14 protein-coding genes are annotated in these 14,094 nt (G+C 73.2%); 1 reads left to right on the top strand and 13 read right to left on the bottom strand.

Annotation, left to right across the window (positions count from 1 at the left end; all coding sequences use genetic code 11):
* Window positions 1-114: 114 nt before the first annotated feature.
* From IG62_RS0129535 to IG62_RS0129480, 12 genes are all read right to left on the bottom strand, one after another.
* Window positions 115-876, bottom strand: a complete 762-nt coding sequence (locus IG62_RS0129535; RefSeq protein WP_037839596.1) for an alpha/beta hydrolase family protein — start codon at window positions 874-876, stop codon at window positions 115-117.
* Window positions 873-2,132, bottom strand: coding sequence for a kynureninase (kynU, locus tag IG62_RS0129530; RefSeq protein WP_030809931.1), 1,260 nt, complete (start codon window positions 2,130-2,132; stop codon window positions 873-875). The genes IG62_RS0129535 and kynU overlap by 4 nt, the downstream gene beginning before the upstream one ends.
* Window positions 2,125-2,967 (bottom strand): tryptophan 2,3-dioxygenase family protein, encoded by an 843-nt coding sequence (locus IG62_RS0129525; protein WP_030809928.1) that lies wholly within the window; start codon window positions 2,965-2,967, stop codon window positions 2,125-2,127. The genes kynU and IG62_RS0129525 overlap by 8 nt, the downstream gene beginning before the upstream one ends.
* Window positions 2,968-3,142: 175 nt before the next feature.
* Window positions 3,143-3,556 (bottom strand): DUF3151 domain-containing protein, encoded by a 414-nt coding sequence (locus tag IG62_RS0129520; protein WP_030809918.1) that lies wholly within the window; start codon window positions 3,554-3,556, stop codon window positions 3,143-3,145.
* 135 nt (window positions 3,557-3,691) lie between these two features.
* On the bottom strand, window positions 3,692-5,245 hold the full coding sequence (locus tag IG62_RS0129515; protein WP_037839594.1) for an MFS transporter: 1,554 nt from the start codon (window positions 5,243-5,245) through the stop codon (window positions 3,692-3,694).
* Between the two features lie 111 nt (window positions 5,246-5,356).
* A complete protein-coding gene (gene fbaA, locus IG62_RS0129510; protein ID WP_030809911.1) occupies window positions 5,357-6,379 on the bottom strand; it encodes a class II fructose-bisphosphate aldolase in 1,023 nt (340 codons plus the stop codon).
* Window positions 6,380-6,596: 217 nt separating this feature from the next.
* Entirely contained in the window at window positions 6,597-7,139 is a 543-nt protein-coding gene (gene pyrE / locus IG62_RS0129505) for an orotate phosphoribosyltransferase (protein ID WP_030414455.1), read from the bottom strand.
* Between the two features lie 10 nt (window positions 7,140-7,149).
* Window positions 7,150-7,998 (bottom strand): aldose epimerase, encoded by an 849-nt coding sequence (locus IG62_RS0129500; RefSeq protein ID WP_030809908.1) that lies wholly within the window; start codon window positions 7,996-7,998, stop codon window positions 7,150-7,152.
* 58 nt (window positions 7,999-8,056) lie between these two features.
* A complete protein-coding gene (locus IG62_RS0129495) occupies window positions 8,057-8,902 on the bottom strand; it encodes an SRPBCC domain-containing protein (protein ID WP_030809905.1) in 846 nt (281 codons plus the stop codon).
* A 126-nt stretch (window positions 8,903-9,028) separates the two neighbouring features.
* Window positions 9,029-10,726: a polyamine aminopropyltransferase gene (locus IG62_RS0129490; RefSeq protein ID WP_030809902.1), complete on the bottom strand. Its 1,698-nt coding sequence runs from the start codon at window positions 10,724-10,726 to the stop codon at window positions 9,029-9,031.
* Window positions 10,727-10,925: 199 nt separating this feature from the next.
* Entirely contained in the window at window positions 10,926-11,447 is a 522-nt protein-coding gene (locus tag IG62_RS0129485; protein WP_030414451.1) for a DUF2617 family protein, read from the bottom strand.
* Between the two features lie 307 nt (window positions 11,448-11,754).
* Window positions 11,755-12,024 (bottom strand): hypothetical protein, encoded by a 270-nt coding sequence (locus tag IG62_RS0129480; RefSeq protein ID WP_234326805.1) that lies wholly within the window; start codon window positions 12,022-12,024, stop codon window positions 11,755-11,757.
* A gap of 233 nt (window positions 12,025-12,257) precedes the next feature.
* Between IG62_RS0129480 and IG62_RS0129475 the strand changes: the two genes are divergently transcribed.
* Window positions 12,258-13,460 carry a pyridoxal phosphate-dependent aminotransferase gene (locus IG62_RS0129475; RefSeq protein ID WP_030809896.1) on the top strand — a complete coding sequence of 401 codons (1,203 nt, stop codon included), beginning with the start codon at window positions 12,258-12,260 and terminating at the stop codon, window positions 13,458-13,460.
* 94 nt (window positions 13,461-13,554) lie between these two features.
* Here the strand turns inward: IG62_RS0129475 and IG62_RS0129470 are convergent, their stop codons facing one another.
* Window positions 13,555-14,091, bottom strand: coding sequence for a YbjN domain-containing protein (locus IG62_RS0129470; RefSeq protein WP_030414448.1), 537 nt, complete (start codon window positions 14,089-14,091; stop codon window positions 13,555-13,557).
* Window positions 14,092-14,094 lie beyond the last annotated feature (3 nt).

The raw sequence follows: 14,094 nt of genomic DNA, 5'->3' as shown, positions 1-14,094 counted from the left end.
GTCTTCTCGTTCACGCAGACAACGGTAAGCAGAGACGGACCGCCGGGCGTCCCCACCGAAGGGGATCTGCCGGGGTCCGTCTCAAGTACTACCTGGTCGGCGCGGTGCCGGGGATCACCGCGGAACGGGCCCCGGCAGCAGCCCGCACAGCGTGGCGCAGGCCGGGGTGCCCGGTGTCACCGGGGCGTAGTGCCCGACGCCCGGCAGCTCCCTCAGCTCGGCGCTGCCGGGGTGCGCCGCGGCGTACCGGCGGGAGAGCTCCAGGGGGACGTCCGGGTCGTCGGTGCCGTGCAGGAGCGTCACCGGGACGCCGGCCGGCGGATGGCGCATCGGGTCGGCGGCGGCCAGGCGCTCCGCCAGACCGGGTGCCGGTCCGAGCAGCTCCGCCACCGCCCCGTCGCTGAGGCCCAGCTCATGGGCGCGCGCCAGGTCGGCGACCGGCGAGACGGCCAGCACGTGGGCGAGCGGGGTGCCGGGCCGGGCCGCGGCGAGCAGCGCGAGATGGCCGCCCGCCGAGTGCCCGACCAGCACCGGACCGCCGGCGCCGGGATCCTGCGCCGCCACCGCCTCGATGCCGGCCGCCACGTCCTCGAAGGTCCCCGGTGCGCCGCCGCCCGCACCGACCCTGCGGTACTCGACGAGCGCGACCGGCCGCCCCTGCCCGGCCAGCGCGGCGGCCAGCGGCGACAGATGACACCGGTCGTAGGCCGCGCGCCAGAACCCGCCGTGCAGCAGCACCACCGGTGGACCGGCGGCGGCGCCCCACGGGCCGTAGAGGTCGACGACCTGGTCCGGGTGCGGCCCGTAGGCCAGCGTGCGGTCCGGCGCCACCGGGGCGAGCCCCAGCAGCGCCGACTCCTCGTCCGCCGCGCTCACCCGACGGTCCCGGGCGCCACCGCGTCCGGCTGCGCGCCCAGCACCTCGCCGAGCACCCGCGCCGCCCGCTCCGCGTCCGCGAAGGAGGTGTAGAGCGGGGTGAAGCCGAAGCGCAGCACGTCCGGGTGGCGGAAGTCGCCGACCACACCGCGGCGGATCAGCTCGTCCATCACCTCACCGGCCCCCGGGCACTGCAGCGCCACCTGGCTGCCGCGCTGCCGGTGGTCGGCCGGGGTGACCGACCGGACCCGGCCCGGCGGCACATGGGCGGCCACGCACTCCAGGAAGAAGTCGGTCAGCGCCAGGCTCTTGGCCCGTACGTCGTCCATGGACACCCCGTCCCAGGCCTCCAGCGCCGCCTCCAGCGCCAGCAGCGACAGGATGTCGGGGGTGCCGACCCGGCCGCGCACGATGCCGTCGCCGGGGGTGTAGCCGGGGTCCATCGCGAACGGGTCGGCGTGCGAGTTCCAGCCCGGCAGCGGCGACTCGAACCGTTCCTGGAGCCCCTCGCGGACGTAGAGGTACGCGGGCGAACCCGGGCCGCCGTTGAGGTACTTGTACGTGCAGCCGACCGCGAGGTCCACGCCGTGGGCGTCGAGGCCGACCGGCAGGGCGCCCGCGCTGTGGCACAGGTCCCAGATGGCCAGCGCGCCCGCGGAGTGCAGCGCGGTGGTGATGGACGGCAGGTCGTTGAGCCGCCCGGTGCGGTAGTCGACGTGGTTGACCAGCGCGACCGCGGTGCGTTCGGTGACCTCGTCGGCGATCCGGGCCGGCTCCACCGGCCGCACCGCGAGTCCGGTCATCCGGGCCGCCGACCGGGCGATGTAGCCGTCGGTCGGGAAGGTCGTGGCGTCGACGAGGATCTCCGTACAGCCCTTCCCGGCCATCCGGACCCCGCCGACCACGGCCTTGAAGATGTTCACGCTGGTCGAGTCGCCGACCACCACCCGGCCCGGGCCGGCCCCGATCAGCGGAGCGATCTTGTCGCCGATCCGCTCGGGGGCGGTCCACCAGCCGGATTCGGTCCACGAGCGGATGCGCAGCTCGCCCCACTCGCGGGCGACGACGTCGGCGATCCGGCCGGGCACCGCGCGGGGCAGCGCGCCGAGGGAATTGCCGTCCAGATAGACGGTGTCGTCGAGGACGAACCGCTCACGGACCGCGGCGAGCGGATCGGCGGCGTCCAACTCCGTCGCGCGTATCGCCAGTTCGCTCCCGGGCATGGGAGCCGCGGGCATCTCGGGGGTCTCAGACATGGCTGCGCGCCGTCCACAGCTCGGGGAACACGTTCTTGCGGGCCCGCTTCTCCAGCCAGGCGACGCCCGCGGAACCACCGGTACCCATTTTCGCGCCCATCGCCCGCCGGGTCGCGACCAGATGGTCGTTGCGCCATCGCCAGACCAGCTCGGCCACCTCGGTCAGCGCCTCGCCCAGCCGGACCAGCTCGGACTCCTGCTCCCCCGCGTAGATCTCCGCCCAGACGGCCTCCACCGCCGGGTCCGGCTCGTAGCGCTGCGCGGGATCCCGCTCCAGTACGGCCGCCGGGACCGGGTGGCCGCGGCGGGCCAGCAGCCGCAGCACCTCGTCCCACAGGCTCGGCTCGTGCAGCGCCTTCTCCAGCTCGGCGTGCGCGCGGGGGGCGCCGCGGTGCGGCACCAGCATCGACGCGGACTTCTCACCGAGCAGGAACTCCAGCCGCCGGTACATCGCCGACTGGAACCCCGAACCCTCGCCCAGCGCACTGCGGTAGGCGTTGAACTGGGCCGGGGTCAGCTTGGCCAGCGGCTTCCAGGCGGCGTTCAGCGCCTCCAGCTCGTACGCGGAGCGCCGCAGCGCGTCGATGGCCACCGGCAGGTCGTCGCGGCGCAGCGCCTCGGCCGCGGTCCGCCACTCGTGGACGATGACGGTGAACCACAGCTCCATGACCTGGGTGGTGACCAGGAAGACCATCTCGCCGGGATCGTCGGAGAGCGGCTGCTGGAGATGGGTGAGGACGTCCGCCTGGACGTAGTCCTCGTACGGGGTGGTACCTGCGAAGTCGAGGTTCGGGGTCTCAGGCTCCTGAGCCCCGCCGGTTACCTCGTGGGACATCGCTGTCTCCTCGAAACGTACTCCGGGTAGCGGTCCGCCCCTGCCGATTCCGGCACGGGGGCCCCGGTCCCCACCGGGCATCTTCCGCAATGGTCCCCGGCATGTGCAAGGCCCGCCTGGTCAGAGGGCCAGGCGGGCCAGCGGGCGCCTTCGCGGGCGCGGCGTCGCGTCGCGGTCAGCCCAGGGTCTGGGCGGCCGTCGGCGAGGAGTCCTTCAGGAACTGCGTGCAGCGCTCGTACTCGTCCTGCTCGCCGATCGCCCCGGCGGCCCGGGCGAGGGCGTGCAGCGCCCGCAGGAAGCCGCGGTTGGGCTCGTGCTCGAACGGCACCGGGCCGTGGCCCTTCCAGCCGGCCCGGCGCAGCGCGTCCAGACCGCGGTGGTAGCCGGTGCGGGCGTACGCGTACGACTCGACGACCCGGCCGCCCTCGAACGCGTCGTCCGCGAGCTGCGCCCAGGCGAGGGAGGACGTCGGGTACTTCGCGGCGACATCGGCCGGCGCGGTACCGGCCGCGAGCGCCTCCCGGGGCCCGGGGTCGTCGGGGAGATGAGTGGGGGGCGGTCCCCCCAGCAGGTTTTCGTGAATGGGCATGTCCTTAGTCTCCCCCACGGCGTGCCTGCGGCGGGCCTGCGCACGTGGTCGGCTTTCCCGCCGCGGTGGTTTCTCGCCGTTGCTCCCCCCTGCCTGGCCTCCGGGGCCTGGTTGGTGGACTGCTTCGCCTTACCTTCACGAACCAGGCCCCTCCGGCCCGCCCCTTCCCGTTGGGGGAGAAGTGGAGGTGGGTGGGGGCTGCTGTGGTTCGTCGCCGGGGTCCAAAGGCGGGGCGGCCACTCCGCAGTGGTAGGTGCATTCGGGGTGGCAGGGTTCCTTGGTGGGTGGGGCCGGAGGGCGGGCCGCGGGCCGCACCGTCAGCCAGGCGATCAGGGCGCCGGCCAAGAGGACGGCGGCGCACAGGGGCATGGCGCGGCGGAAGGTGGCGGCGAATTCGTCGGCCGAGCGGTACGCCTCGGGGCCCATGCCCGCCAGGAGGGGCAGGGCGGCCACCGCGACCAGGCCCGCGGCCCGGGCCGCCGCGTTGTTGATGCCGCTGGCCAGACCGGCCCGGTCCACGTCCACCGAGGCCAGCACGGTCGCGGTGAGCGGCGCCACCAGCGCCACCATTCCCATGCCCAGCACCACCAGCGCGGGCAGCACATCCGCCGAATAGGAGGCGCCCGGTCCCACCCGGACCATCAGCAGCATCCCGGCGGCACACAGCACCGGTCCGACGGTGAGCGGGATCCGTGGCCCGATGCGCTGGCCGAGTTCACCGGAGCGGGCGGACAGCAGAAGCATCAGCACCGTGGTGGGCAGCAGGGCGACGCCGGCCTGGAGTGCCGAATAGCCCACGACGACCTGGAACTGGAGGACGGCCAGGAAGAAGAAGCCGCTGAACGCCGCGTAGACGCACACCGTCACCGCGTTGATCGCGGAGAACAGGCGGATGCGGAAGATCGAGGGCGGCAGCATCGGGTCCGTACGGCGCCCCTCGACGCGGACGAAGGCCACCCCGAGCAACACACCGGCCACCGCGGGGACGACCACCCCGGGCGAGAGACCCCGGCCGGGCGCGGAGATCAGCGCGTACGTCACCCCGGCCAGCGCCAGCGCGCCCAGCACCGCGCCCGCCACGTCGAACCCGCGGCGCGCCTCCGCGTCCCGCTCCCGGGTCTCGGGGACGTGCCGCAGCGCCACCGGTACGCACACCAGCGCCAGCGGTACGTTCACGAAGAACACCCAGCGCCAGCCGGGCCCGTCCACCAGCCAGCCGCCCACGAACGGGCCGATCGCCGCGGCCACCCCGCCCAGCCCGGACCAGGCACCGACCGCCCGGGCCCGGTCGTCCGGCCGGAAGACCGCCTGGATCAGGGCGAGCGAACCGGGCGTGAGCAGCGCCCCGCCGACCCCCTGCAACGCCCGGGCCGCGATCAGCACCCCGGCCTGCGGCGCCAGCCCGCACAACAGCGAGGCCGTGGCGAACCAGACCACCCCGATGACGAAGACCCGCCGCCGCCCGTACCGGTCCCCCAGCGCCCCGCCCAGCAGGATCAGCGCGGAGAGGGTGAGCAGATAGGCGGTCACCGTCCACTGCAGCACCGCCAGATCGGCATGCAGATCCTGCCCGATCCGCGGCAGCGCGACATTGACGACGGTGCTGTCCAGCATCGCCATCCCGGACCCCAGCACGGCGGTCAGCAACACCCACCGGCCCTGCGAGGACCTCAGCCCCACGTCACCCATAGCCCGAGCCTGCCCGCCAACCGGGCCCCTCGCACGACGAAGGGGCGGACGCCCGCAGACGCCCGCCCCCACACACCGTTCTTCCACCCCCTCACGGGAGGGGACGGCGCGTTACTTGATCTTCGTGCCCGTCGAGCGAAGGTTCGCGCAAGCCTCCGTCACCCGCTTGGCCATGCCGGCCTCGGCCAGCTTGCCCCAGCTGCGCGGGTCGTAGGTCTTCTTGTTGCCGACCTCGCCGTCGACCTTCAGCACACCGTCGTAGTTGCGGAACATGTGGTCCGCGATCGGACGGGAGAACGCGTACTGCGTGTCCGTGTCGAGGTTCATCTTGACCACGCCGTTCTCCAGCGCGGTGGCGATCTCCTGCTCGGTGGAGCCGGAGCCGCCGTGGAAGACGAAGTCGAACGGCGCGGTCTTGCCGTACTTGGCGCCGACGCCCTCCTGGAGGTCCTTGAGGAGCTCGGGGCGGAGCACGACGTTGCCCGGCTTGTAGACGCCGTGGACGTTGCCGAAGGAGGCGGCGAGCAGGTAGCGGCCCTTCTCGCCCAGGCCCAGCGCCTCGGCGGTGCGCAGCGCGTCGTCGACCGTGGTGTAGAGCTCGTCGTTGATCTCGTGGGTGACGCCGTCCTCCTCGCCGCCGGTCGGGGTGATCTCGACCTCAAGGATGATCTTGGCGGCGGCGGCCTTGGCGAGCAGCTCCTGGCCGATGGCCAGGTTGTCGGCGAGGGTCTCGGCCGAGCCGTCCCACATGTGCGACTGGAACAGCGGGTTCTGGCCCTTGGCGACGCGCTCGGCGGAGATGTCGAGCAGCGGGCGGACATAGCCGTCGAGCTTGTCCTTGGGGCAGTGGTCGGTGTGCAGCGCGACGGTGATGCCGTACTTGTCGGCCACGACGTGCGCGAACTCGGCGAGCGCGACCGCGCCGGTCACCATGTCCTTGTTGTGCTGACCACCCAGGAACTCCGCACCGCCGGTGGAGATCTGGATGATGCCGTCGCTCTCGGCCTCGGCGAACCCTCGCAGTGCGGCGTGCAGCGTCTGCGTCGACGTGACGTTGATGGCCGGGTAGGCGAACTTGCCTGCCTTCGCCCGGTCCAGCATCTCGTTGTAGACCTCGGGGGTTGCGATGGGCATCTGTCCGCTCCTTGTATGTGCGGGTGTGCGTTCTTGGCCCTGACCTGGGACGGCGACGTTGCCGAGCACATCTTCCCAGACTCCGCGGATTGCTCCACCTCCCCCATCCGGCCACCACGCGAAAGGGGTGGTCGGTTTCACGTGAAACCGGCCACCCCTCGGCGAATCCCCAGGTCAGCGCGGTACGTCCGCGTCAGCGCCGGGTGCCGGACGGCCCTCAGGCGAGGCCGAGGTCGGCGAGCTGGAAGCCCGTGATATAGGGCAGTCCGGCGTCGGCGATCGCGGACGCGGCGCCGCGGTCGACGATGGTGGCCACCGCGACGACCTCGGCGCCCGCCTCGCGGGCCGCCTCGACGGCGGTCAGCGGGGAGCCGCCGGTGGTGGAGGTGTCCTCGACGACCAGGACCCGGCGGCCCGTGATGTCCGGGCCCTCGATGCGACGCTGCATGCCGTGCGCCTTCTGGGCCTTGCGGACGACGAAGGAGTCCAGCCGCCGGCCGCGCGCGGCGGAGGCGTGCAGCATCGAGGTCGCCACCGGGTCGGCGCCCAGCGTCAGCCCGCCCACCGCGTCGTAGTCCAGGTCGGCGGTGATGTCCAGCATCAGCTGCCCCACCAGCGGCGCGGCCTCGCCGTCCAGGGTGATCCGGCGCAGGTCGATGTAGTAGTCGGCCTCCTTGCCGGAGGAAAGCGTCACCTTGCCGTGCACCACGGCCTTGTCCTTGATCTGCTGCAGCAGCTCGCCGCGCACGTCGTCACTCATGGTCCCGAGCTTATGCGGTGTCCCCGGACAGGCTCCGCCAGCTCCAGGTCATGGAGATCTCCAGCGGGTCGATGGGGGTGACCAGGCGCGGCAGGGTGTTGAGGCCGTTGGGCGGGCCGGTCTGCGGCTCGACGCAGACCGCGGCCTCCTGCTCGTCGTAGACCACCACCCACTCGGCGCGGCTGGTGACCTTCAGTTCCAGCCGGCCCGGCCAGGTGAGGGTGGCGGCCACCCCGCGCGGCACGCCGAAGCAGTCGTCCCAGGGGCCGGGCCGCGGGGTGATCCGGCGGCCGGTCGGGAGGTGGTCGGGGCCCCGCTCCTCCTGCCACTCGGGCAGGAAGTCGAGGTGTACGTCCCTCCCCTCGCCGAGGTTCCGCCGGAACCACGGGTGCCAGCCGGCCTGTGCCGGGAAGGAGTCGCCGGTCGCCTCGACGCCCATGGTGAGGGTGAGCGAGGTGCCGTCCGCGCCGAGCTGGACGAGCTGGGTGACCCGCCCCGGGTACGGCCAGGGCGCCGCCGGGTCGGCGAGGTCGTAGGTGAAGACCGCCTCCGTCGGGCCGGTGCGGGCGGTGTGCCAGCAAAGGTCGCGGCCGGTGCCGTGGATCGCGTGCGGCGGGGCGTTCAGCGGCATGCGGTGCAGCTCGCCGCCGTTGCGGAACTCGCCGTGCGCGAGCCGGCCGCACCACGGAACCACCGGGAAACAGCCGTACTTGTCGCCCTGCCGCAGCAGTTCCGTACCGCCGACCCGGAGGCTTTCGATCCGGCAGCCGCGGTCCGGCCGGACGGTCACTTCGGTGTCTCCGGCGGCCAGCCGTACCCCGTCCGGCGCGCCGCCCTGCGTGGTGTTGTCGGTACTCACGGGGCCCGACCCTAGCGGTGTGCCGGGCCGCGCCGGGGGAAGTCGCCGGGGGTCGCGGTCAGCGGCGGCGGCGCAGCACCCGGCTGACGACGACGGCGGACGCCAGCACCACCGCGGCGGCCGGCGCCGCCCAGCGCAGGGTCAGCGAGGTGGCGTTGGGCTCGGGTGCGGGCACCGGCGCGTACCGGCCGCGCGGCGGGGCGTGGTCGACCTCCTCGGCGCTGCGCCCGATCATCGTGCGGCGGGCGTGCGCGGCCTCGGCCGGGGCGACCTCGTCCAGGTCGTCGTCGTAGGCGAACCCGGGCTCCTCGGCGGCGTCGCCCGCGTCGGCCAGGTCGGCCTCCTCGATGGCGTCCTCGTCGCTGAGCGGGTCCAGGGAGGGCGGCGGCACCTCGGCGTCCAAGACCCCGGTCCGGGCGGGGCCTTCGGCCACCGGGCGCTGCCGCAGGTCGTCCGCGAGGTTCTCGGCGAACCGGTCCAGCAGCCGGCGCCCGGCGGCCTCGGCGGACCGGTCAGTGGCCTCGGCCAGCCGGCCGTCGCTGTGGACGGTGCCGGCGCAGGCCAGGGTGGTGCCGGGGCCGGGATCGGTGGCCGGGGACAGCCGTACGGTCAGGGTGAGCGCGACCGCCCCGTCGCCCACGGATTCGGTGCCCTTCGCCTCGACGGTCAGTTCGGCGGTGGCGGCGTCGCCGGGGCCGCCGTCCGCCGGTTCGCCGACCGTGAGACTGCCGCGGTAGGTGATGGTGGAGCTTCCGATGCGCAGCCGCAGCCGGCCCTCGGGGCGGTGCGGGGCGGCATCGGCGTCGAGCTGGACTCCGGGGACACAGCGCGCCACCCGCTCCGGATCGGTGAGCGCCTGCCGCACGGTCCGGACGGGAAACGGAACGTACACCTCATGCTCCATGACAACGGAGCCTACCCAGCGCCCCCGGAACCGTGCCCGCCCACGCACAACTTTCTGCACTCCGGCGCGGGTCGGTGCCGCCGCGCGTACCCTGCCCCGGGTCGCGGAACGGCTCGGTCCTGGTGCTCAGTCCTGGTAGCGCGGACGCATCAGCGTGGAGGCCGGCAGGCCGGGGATGCGGTCGCGGAGGTCGCCGTGCCCGGCGGCCCGGAGCGCCTCGCGGGTCACCGGTGGCGGGGGCGCGTCGGGCGCCGGGCCGAAGCGGGGGCGGTGCCGGGCGGCGAGCACGAAGCCCCAGTAGCCGGCGGCCGGTCCGACGGTGAGCGGTTCGCCGGTCGGGCCCGGGGTGGGGTCGGCCGAGCGGTCCGGGCCGAAGGAGGACGCGGGGCGGCCGGGCATGCGGTACGGGTCGGTGGCCAGACCCACCGAGCGGACCGTCGCGTCCACCGTCCAGTACGCCCGGGCCCGGGCGACCGGCGGTCCGGCGTGCACCACCAGGCGTCCGCGGTCGGCCAGCAGCCGCGCGGCCAGACCGTAGAACTCCTGGGAGTACAGCTTGGTGCTGGCGGTGATGCCGGGGTCGGGGAGGTCGGAGACGATGACGTCGTACGGTGCCGTGCGGTGGCCGGGGGCGTGCCGGTCGCGCAGCCAGTCGAAGGCGTCGGCGGTGACGACGTGGACCCGGGGGTCGCCGAGCGAGTGGTCGTTCAGGCGGGTCAGGCCGGGGTCCGTACGGGCCAGCCGGAGGACGCCGGGGTCGAGCTCGACGACGGTCACCGAGCGGACCGCGCGGTAGCGGAGGATCTCGCGTACGGCGAGGCCGTCGCCGCCGCCGAGGACCAGGACCCGGGCGTGCGGCCCGGCGGCCATCGCCGGGTGCACCAGCGCTTCGTGGTAGCGGAATTCGGTGTCCGCGCTGACCCGCAGCCGGCCGTCGAGATAGAGCTCCAGCGGCCGGCCGGAACCTTTCCTCGACCGTCCCGCACCGCTTCCGGTACCGCCGGTCAGCACCACCTCCTGGACGCCGGTCTGCACCGCGACCCGGGCCGCCGAGCCGTACACCGCCCGGCGTGCGGCCCGTTCGAAGGGCGCGGCCAGCAGCACGCCGGCGGCGAGCAGCGCCAGCACGAGGATGTTCACCACGAGCAGGGTCCAGCGGGCGCGGGCGGTCAGGTCGCGGCGGAACAGCCAGAGCACCAGGGCGCCGCCGGCCACGTCGTTGACGGTGCCGGTGACCAGCGCGCCGGTCAGCTGGCCGAGGCTCGGCAGCAGCAGGAAGGGAAAGGCCAGGCCGCCGACGAGCGCGCCGACGTAGTCCGCGGCGAACAGGTCGGCGACCGCCCCGCCGGCGTCCTGGCGCCGCACCCGCTGGATCAGGGTCATCAGCAGCGGCACCTCGGCGCCGATCAGGACGCCGATGACCAGGGAGAAGGCGACCAGCGCGGAGCGGGACTGGGCGAACCAGGCGAAACAGGCGTAGAGCGCCATCGCGGAGCTGCCGCCGACCAGTGCGAGGCCGGCCTCGACCACGCCGAAGCCGACCGCCGCCCGGCACCGCAGCCGCTTGGCGAGCAGCGCGCCGACGCCCATCGCGAAGACCATGACGGACAGCACGACCGACGCCTGGGTGACCGAGTCGCCCACCAAGTAGGTGGCCAGCGCGACGAGTTCGAGTTCGTAGACCAGTCCGCAGGCGGCGCAGACGAAGACCACGCAGAGCACGAGCAGCCGGCCGAGCCCGGCCGCGACGGGCAGCCGCGCCGACGTCATGGCCTCCGACGGCTCCAGGGTGCCGGTGAGAGCGGACTCTGGCGGGTCGATCATGAGTGAACGCTACGTGACGATTCCGTACCTCTTGGTCACCCACACGAGTGCACTCTGCGGGCTACACGCGTCAGTTGAGCGACGTCGGAGCGCAAGTCCACGGCGGACGGCGGCGGTTGCGCGCCCGCGTGCGCACCACCGCGCGCGCCCCGCCGCCCTTGCACCCGCCGGGCGCGTACCGCAGGGGGAGTCGCCGTCCCTAGACGGCCGCGACCGCTGCGCGTACGCCCACCCGGGTCCGGGTGGCCACCAAACGGCCCTCCTGCGGATACGCGTGCCAGGTCCGCCAGCGCACCTGGTCCCGCTGGCACTGCGCCAGCAGCGCCGTGAAGGCGTGCGGCGAACCGGGGAACGTCCCGGCGAGCCCGTACGGATGCTCGGCGACCAGCGCGAGCAACTCCTGCGCGCGCCCCGCGAACGAACCGCGCGACAGGGTCTCCACATGCGCGGCGAACTCGTACTCCCAGTCCCCCAGGCGCTTGGCCACGCCGAGCGGCAACGGGGTGCTGCTGCCCGGCATGCAGGCGACGGTCTCGGAACACGTCCCGCGTTCCTCTTCGAGGATGACCTGGTGGGAGGCGCCGAGCAGCCTCAACTGGACCTGGACGTCGTGGTGTTGGAGATCGAGCACGGCCAGGGCCGGCAGGGGTTCCCTGCCCAGCGCCCAGGCCAGGTCGGATGCACGGGTATCGGTGTACGCCGTCTTCAAAGTGGTGAGCATGGGTCGGCTCCGCAAGCACGCAGTGGAATGGTGGGCCGGCCCGCCCGTGAAGGATCAGGAATGTACGTCTGCCTGCCGGCTCGTGCCCACGTGGGAAGGGGAGAACGTGGGGGATTCTCTCTGAAGAGGGAATCATGAATGCCCGGTCACCCACAGCAGTTTTACCCATCTCCCGGGGGTTTCCATCCCCTAGAGGGCCTAGCAGTTCATCTGTTCAACTACCTTGCGCCCAGCGGGCGTTGACGCTCGTTTCCCGGCCCGCCGGGCGCATATGCGGAAGGGCATGGGCCACCCGCATGTGTACGGTTCAGGACCCTCCGCCGCAGCCCCCGCCACCACCGCAGCCACCGCCGCCGCCGCACGAGTGCCCGCCGTGGTGCCCGCCGCCGTGGCCACCGCCGTGGTGCCCGCCATGATGCCCGCCGTGGTGGCCGCCCGACCCCGAGTCGCCACCCGCCCACCAGCTGGCGCCGGCCGAGCTCCCGCCGCGTCCGGTGCCGCTCCCGTTCCGCACGGCCAGGGCCACGACCCCGATCACCGCCGCGCAGATCAGCCCGAAGAACACGAGCCCCATCATCTGCCTCACACTCCTTTCGCTCCCCCGAAGCGTGGGCGCACCTCCCACGCCCTTCAGGCAGTGGGGCTGCATCGCTCCGTCCGGCGCCCGGTGCGCCGCCACGGCCCCTCCCGGGCCGCCGGCCGCCGCGTCGGCGACCGCTTCCGTCCTTGTGTGCTGGGGCTGATGCCCCCGCCCTCCGCGTCTCAAAGCACAGTTGAGGAACTCCAGAGGTTCGGCGCAGGATGGCGCGCATGGACCGACCGCTGCTCAACCGCCGCCTCGCCGAATTCGGCACCACGATCTTCGCCGAGATGTCGGCGCTCGCCGTGCGCACCGGCTCCCTCAACCTCGGCCAGGGCTTCCCGGACGCCGACGGCCCCGAAGAGGTCAGGGAGGCCGCGGTGCGCGCCCTGCGCGACGGCCGCGGCAACCAGTACCCGCCCGGCCCCGGCGTCCCCGAGCTGCGCACCGCCGTCGCCGCCCACCAGGAGCGCTTCTACGGCCACCTGGGCCTCTCGTACGACCCCGACACCGAGGTCCTGGTCACCGCCGGCGCCACCGAAGCCATCGCGGCCGCGCTGCTCGCCCTCCTCGAACCGGGCGACGAGGTCGTCGCGCTGGAGCCGTACTACGACTCCTACGCCGCCTGCATCGCCATGGCGGGCGGCCGCCGGGTGCCGGTGACCCTGCGCGCCGAGCCGGAATCCGGTACGTACCGCCTCGACCTCGAAGAGCTGCGGGACGCGGTCACCGACGCCACCCGCCTCATCCTCCTCAACACCCCCCACAACCCCACCGGCACCGTCCTGACCCGCGAGGAGCTCTCCGCGATCGCCGAGCTGGCCGTGGAGCGGAACCTCCTCGTGATCACCGACGAGGTCTACGAGCACCTGGTCTTCGAGGGCGAGCACCTGCCCCTCGCGTCCTTCCCCGGGATGCGCGACCGCACCGTCACGATCAGCTCGGCCGGCAAGACCTTCTCCTTCACCGGCTGGAAGGTCGGCTGGGTCACCGCGGCGCCGGAGCTGATCACCGCGGTCCGCTCGGCCAAGCAGTTCCTCACCTACGTCTCCGCCGGCCCCTTCCAGTACGCCGTCGCCGAGGCACTGGCCCTGCCCGACGGCTACTACAGCGGCCTGCGCGACGACCTGCGCGCCAAGCGCGATGTGCTCGCCGCCGGCCTGGCCGACGCCGGCTTCCAGGTCTTCCGTCCCACCGGCACGTACTTCATCACCACCGACATCCGCCCCCTGGGAGCCGAGCTGTCCCACGACGGCGACGGCTTCGCCTTCTGCCGGTCCCTGCCCGAGCGCGCCGGCGTCGTCGCCATCCCCAACGCGGTCTTCTACGACCACAAGGACGAGGGCGCCCCGTTCGTGCGCTTCGCCTTCTGCAAGAGCATCGAGGTCCTCCAGGAGGCGGCGGGGCGGCTGAAGGCGCTGGCGGCCGGCTAGCCGGCGGCGGGAAAGCCCCCCACACACGACGACGCGGGCCCCGGAGCGGATGCTCCTGGGCCCGCGCAGCCGGGTCCGGGGGTGAAAGGGGGCGTCAGCCCTCCTCCTCGCCCGGCTTGTCGTCGGAATCGCCGTCGATCTCGGCCTCCAAACCGAGCTGCTCGACGATCCACTTGTCGAATTCGATCGAGGCGCGAACCCAGCTGACCGTGCTCGACACGAAGTGTTCGAGCGAAACACCGGTGCCGATCAGCATCGATGCCTCACCGATCAGACGGACCGTGCCGTCGTCATGGGTGTGGGTGTAGGCCTTGGGCCACAGCGTCCGGCGGTTCCAGTCGTCGATCGCCTCCAGCAGCTTCGACTTCTCATCGAGGCCGTGGACACGGTCGTAGAACGTGCGGACGGAGAAGATCTGCTGCTCCTCCTCGCCCCGGAACATGAAGTACGTGCGGAACTGCTCCCACGGCGCGGCGAGGTCACCCTCCTCGTCGACTACGTACTTCAGCTCCATCTGGTCGAGGAGCTGCTTGACCAGGTCCTGGTCTGGCAGCACGGGACCATCAGGCCCCGACGGCTGCGGTTCGGGCTGGCCCCCGAAATTCGGAATCGAGGACGGGTCGATGCTCACCGT

Source organism: Streptomyces sp. NRRL S-337 (assembly GCF_000720175.1).
Classification (GTDB): Bacteria; Actinomycetota; Actinomycetes; order Streptomycetales; family Streptomycetaceae; genus Streptomyces; species Streptomyces siderophoricus.
Note: the sequence above shows the minus strand (reverse complement) of the source record. Positions and strands in the feature narration are given on the sequence as shown.

Excerpts from the sequence above, each read along its gene's own strand:
- kynU (WP_030809931.1), bottom strand. The coding sequence starts at position 2,132 with ATGTCTGAGACCCCCGAGATGCCCGCGGCTCCCATGCCCGGGAGCGAA.
- IG62_RS0129525 (WP_030809928.1), bottom strand. The coding sequence starts at position 2,967 with ATGTCCCACGAGGTAACCGGCGGGGCTCAGGAGCCTGAGACCCCGAAC.
- IG62_RS0129520 (WP_030809918.1), bottom strand. The coding sequence starts at position 3,556 with ATGCCCATTCACGAAAACCTGCTGGGGGGACCGCCCCCCACTCATCTC.
- IG62_RS0129515 (WP_037839594.1), bottom strand. The coding sequence starts at position 5,245 with ATGGGTGACGTGGGGCTGAGGTCCTCGCAGGGCCGGTGGGTGTTGCTG.
- fbaA (WP_030809911.1), bottom strand. The coding sequence starts at position 6,379 with ATGCCCATCGCAACCCCCGAGGTCTACAACGAGATGCTGGACCGGGCG.
- pyrE (WP_030414455.1), bottom strand. The coding sequence starts at position 7,139 with ATGAGTGACGACGTGCGCGGCGAGCTGCTGCAGCAGATCAAGGACAAG.
- IG62_RS0129495 (WP_030809905.1), bottom strand. The coding sequence starts at position 8,902 with ATGGAGCATGAGGTGTACGTTCCGTTTCCCGTCCGGACCGTGCGGCAG.
- IG62_RS0129490 (WP_030809902.1), bottom strand. The coding sequence starts at position 10,726 with ATGATCGACCCGCCAGAGTCCGCTCTCACCGGCACCCTGGAGCCGTCG.
- IG62_RS0129485 (WP_030414451.1), bottom strand. The coding sequence starts at position 11,447 with ATGCTCACCACTTTGAAGACGGCGTACACCGATACCCGTGCATCCGAC.
- IG62_RS0129480 (WP_234326805.1), bottom strand. The coding sequence starts at position 12,024 with ATGATGGGGCTCGTGTTCTTCGGGCTGATCTGCGCGGCGGTGATCGGG.
- IG62_RS0129475 (WP_030809896.1), top strand. The coding sequence starts at position 12,258 with ATGGACCGACCGCTGCTCAACCGCCGCCTCGCCGAATTCGGCACCACG.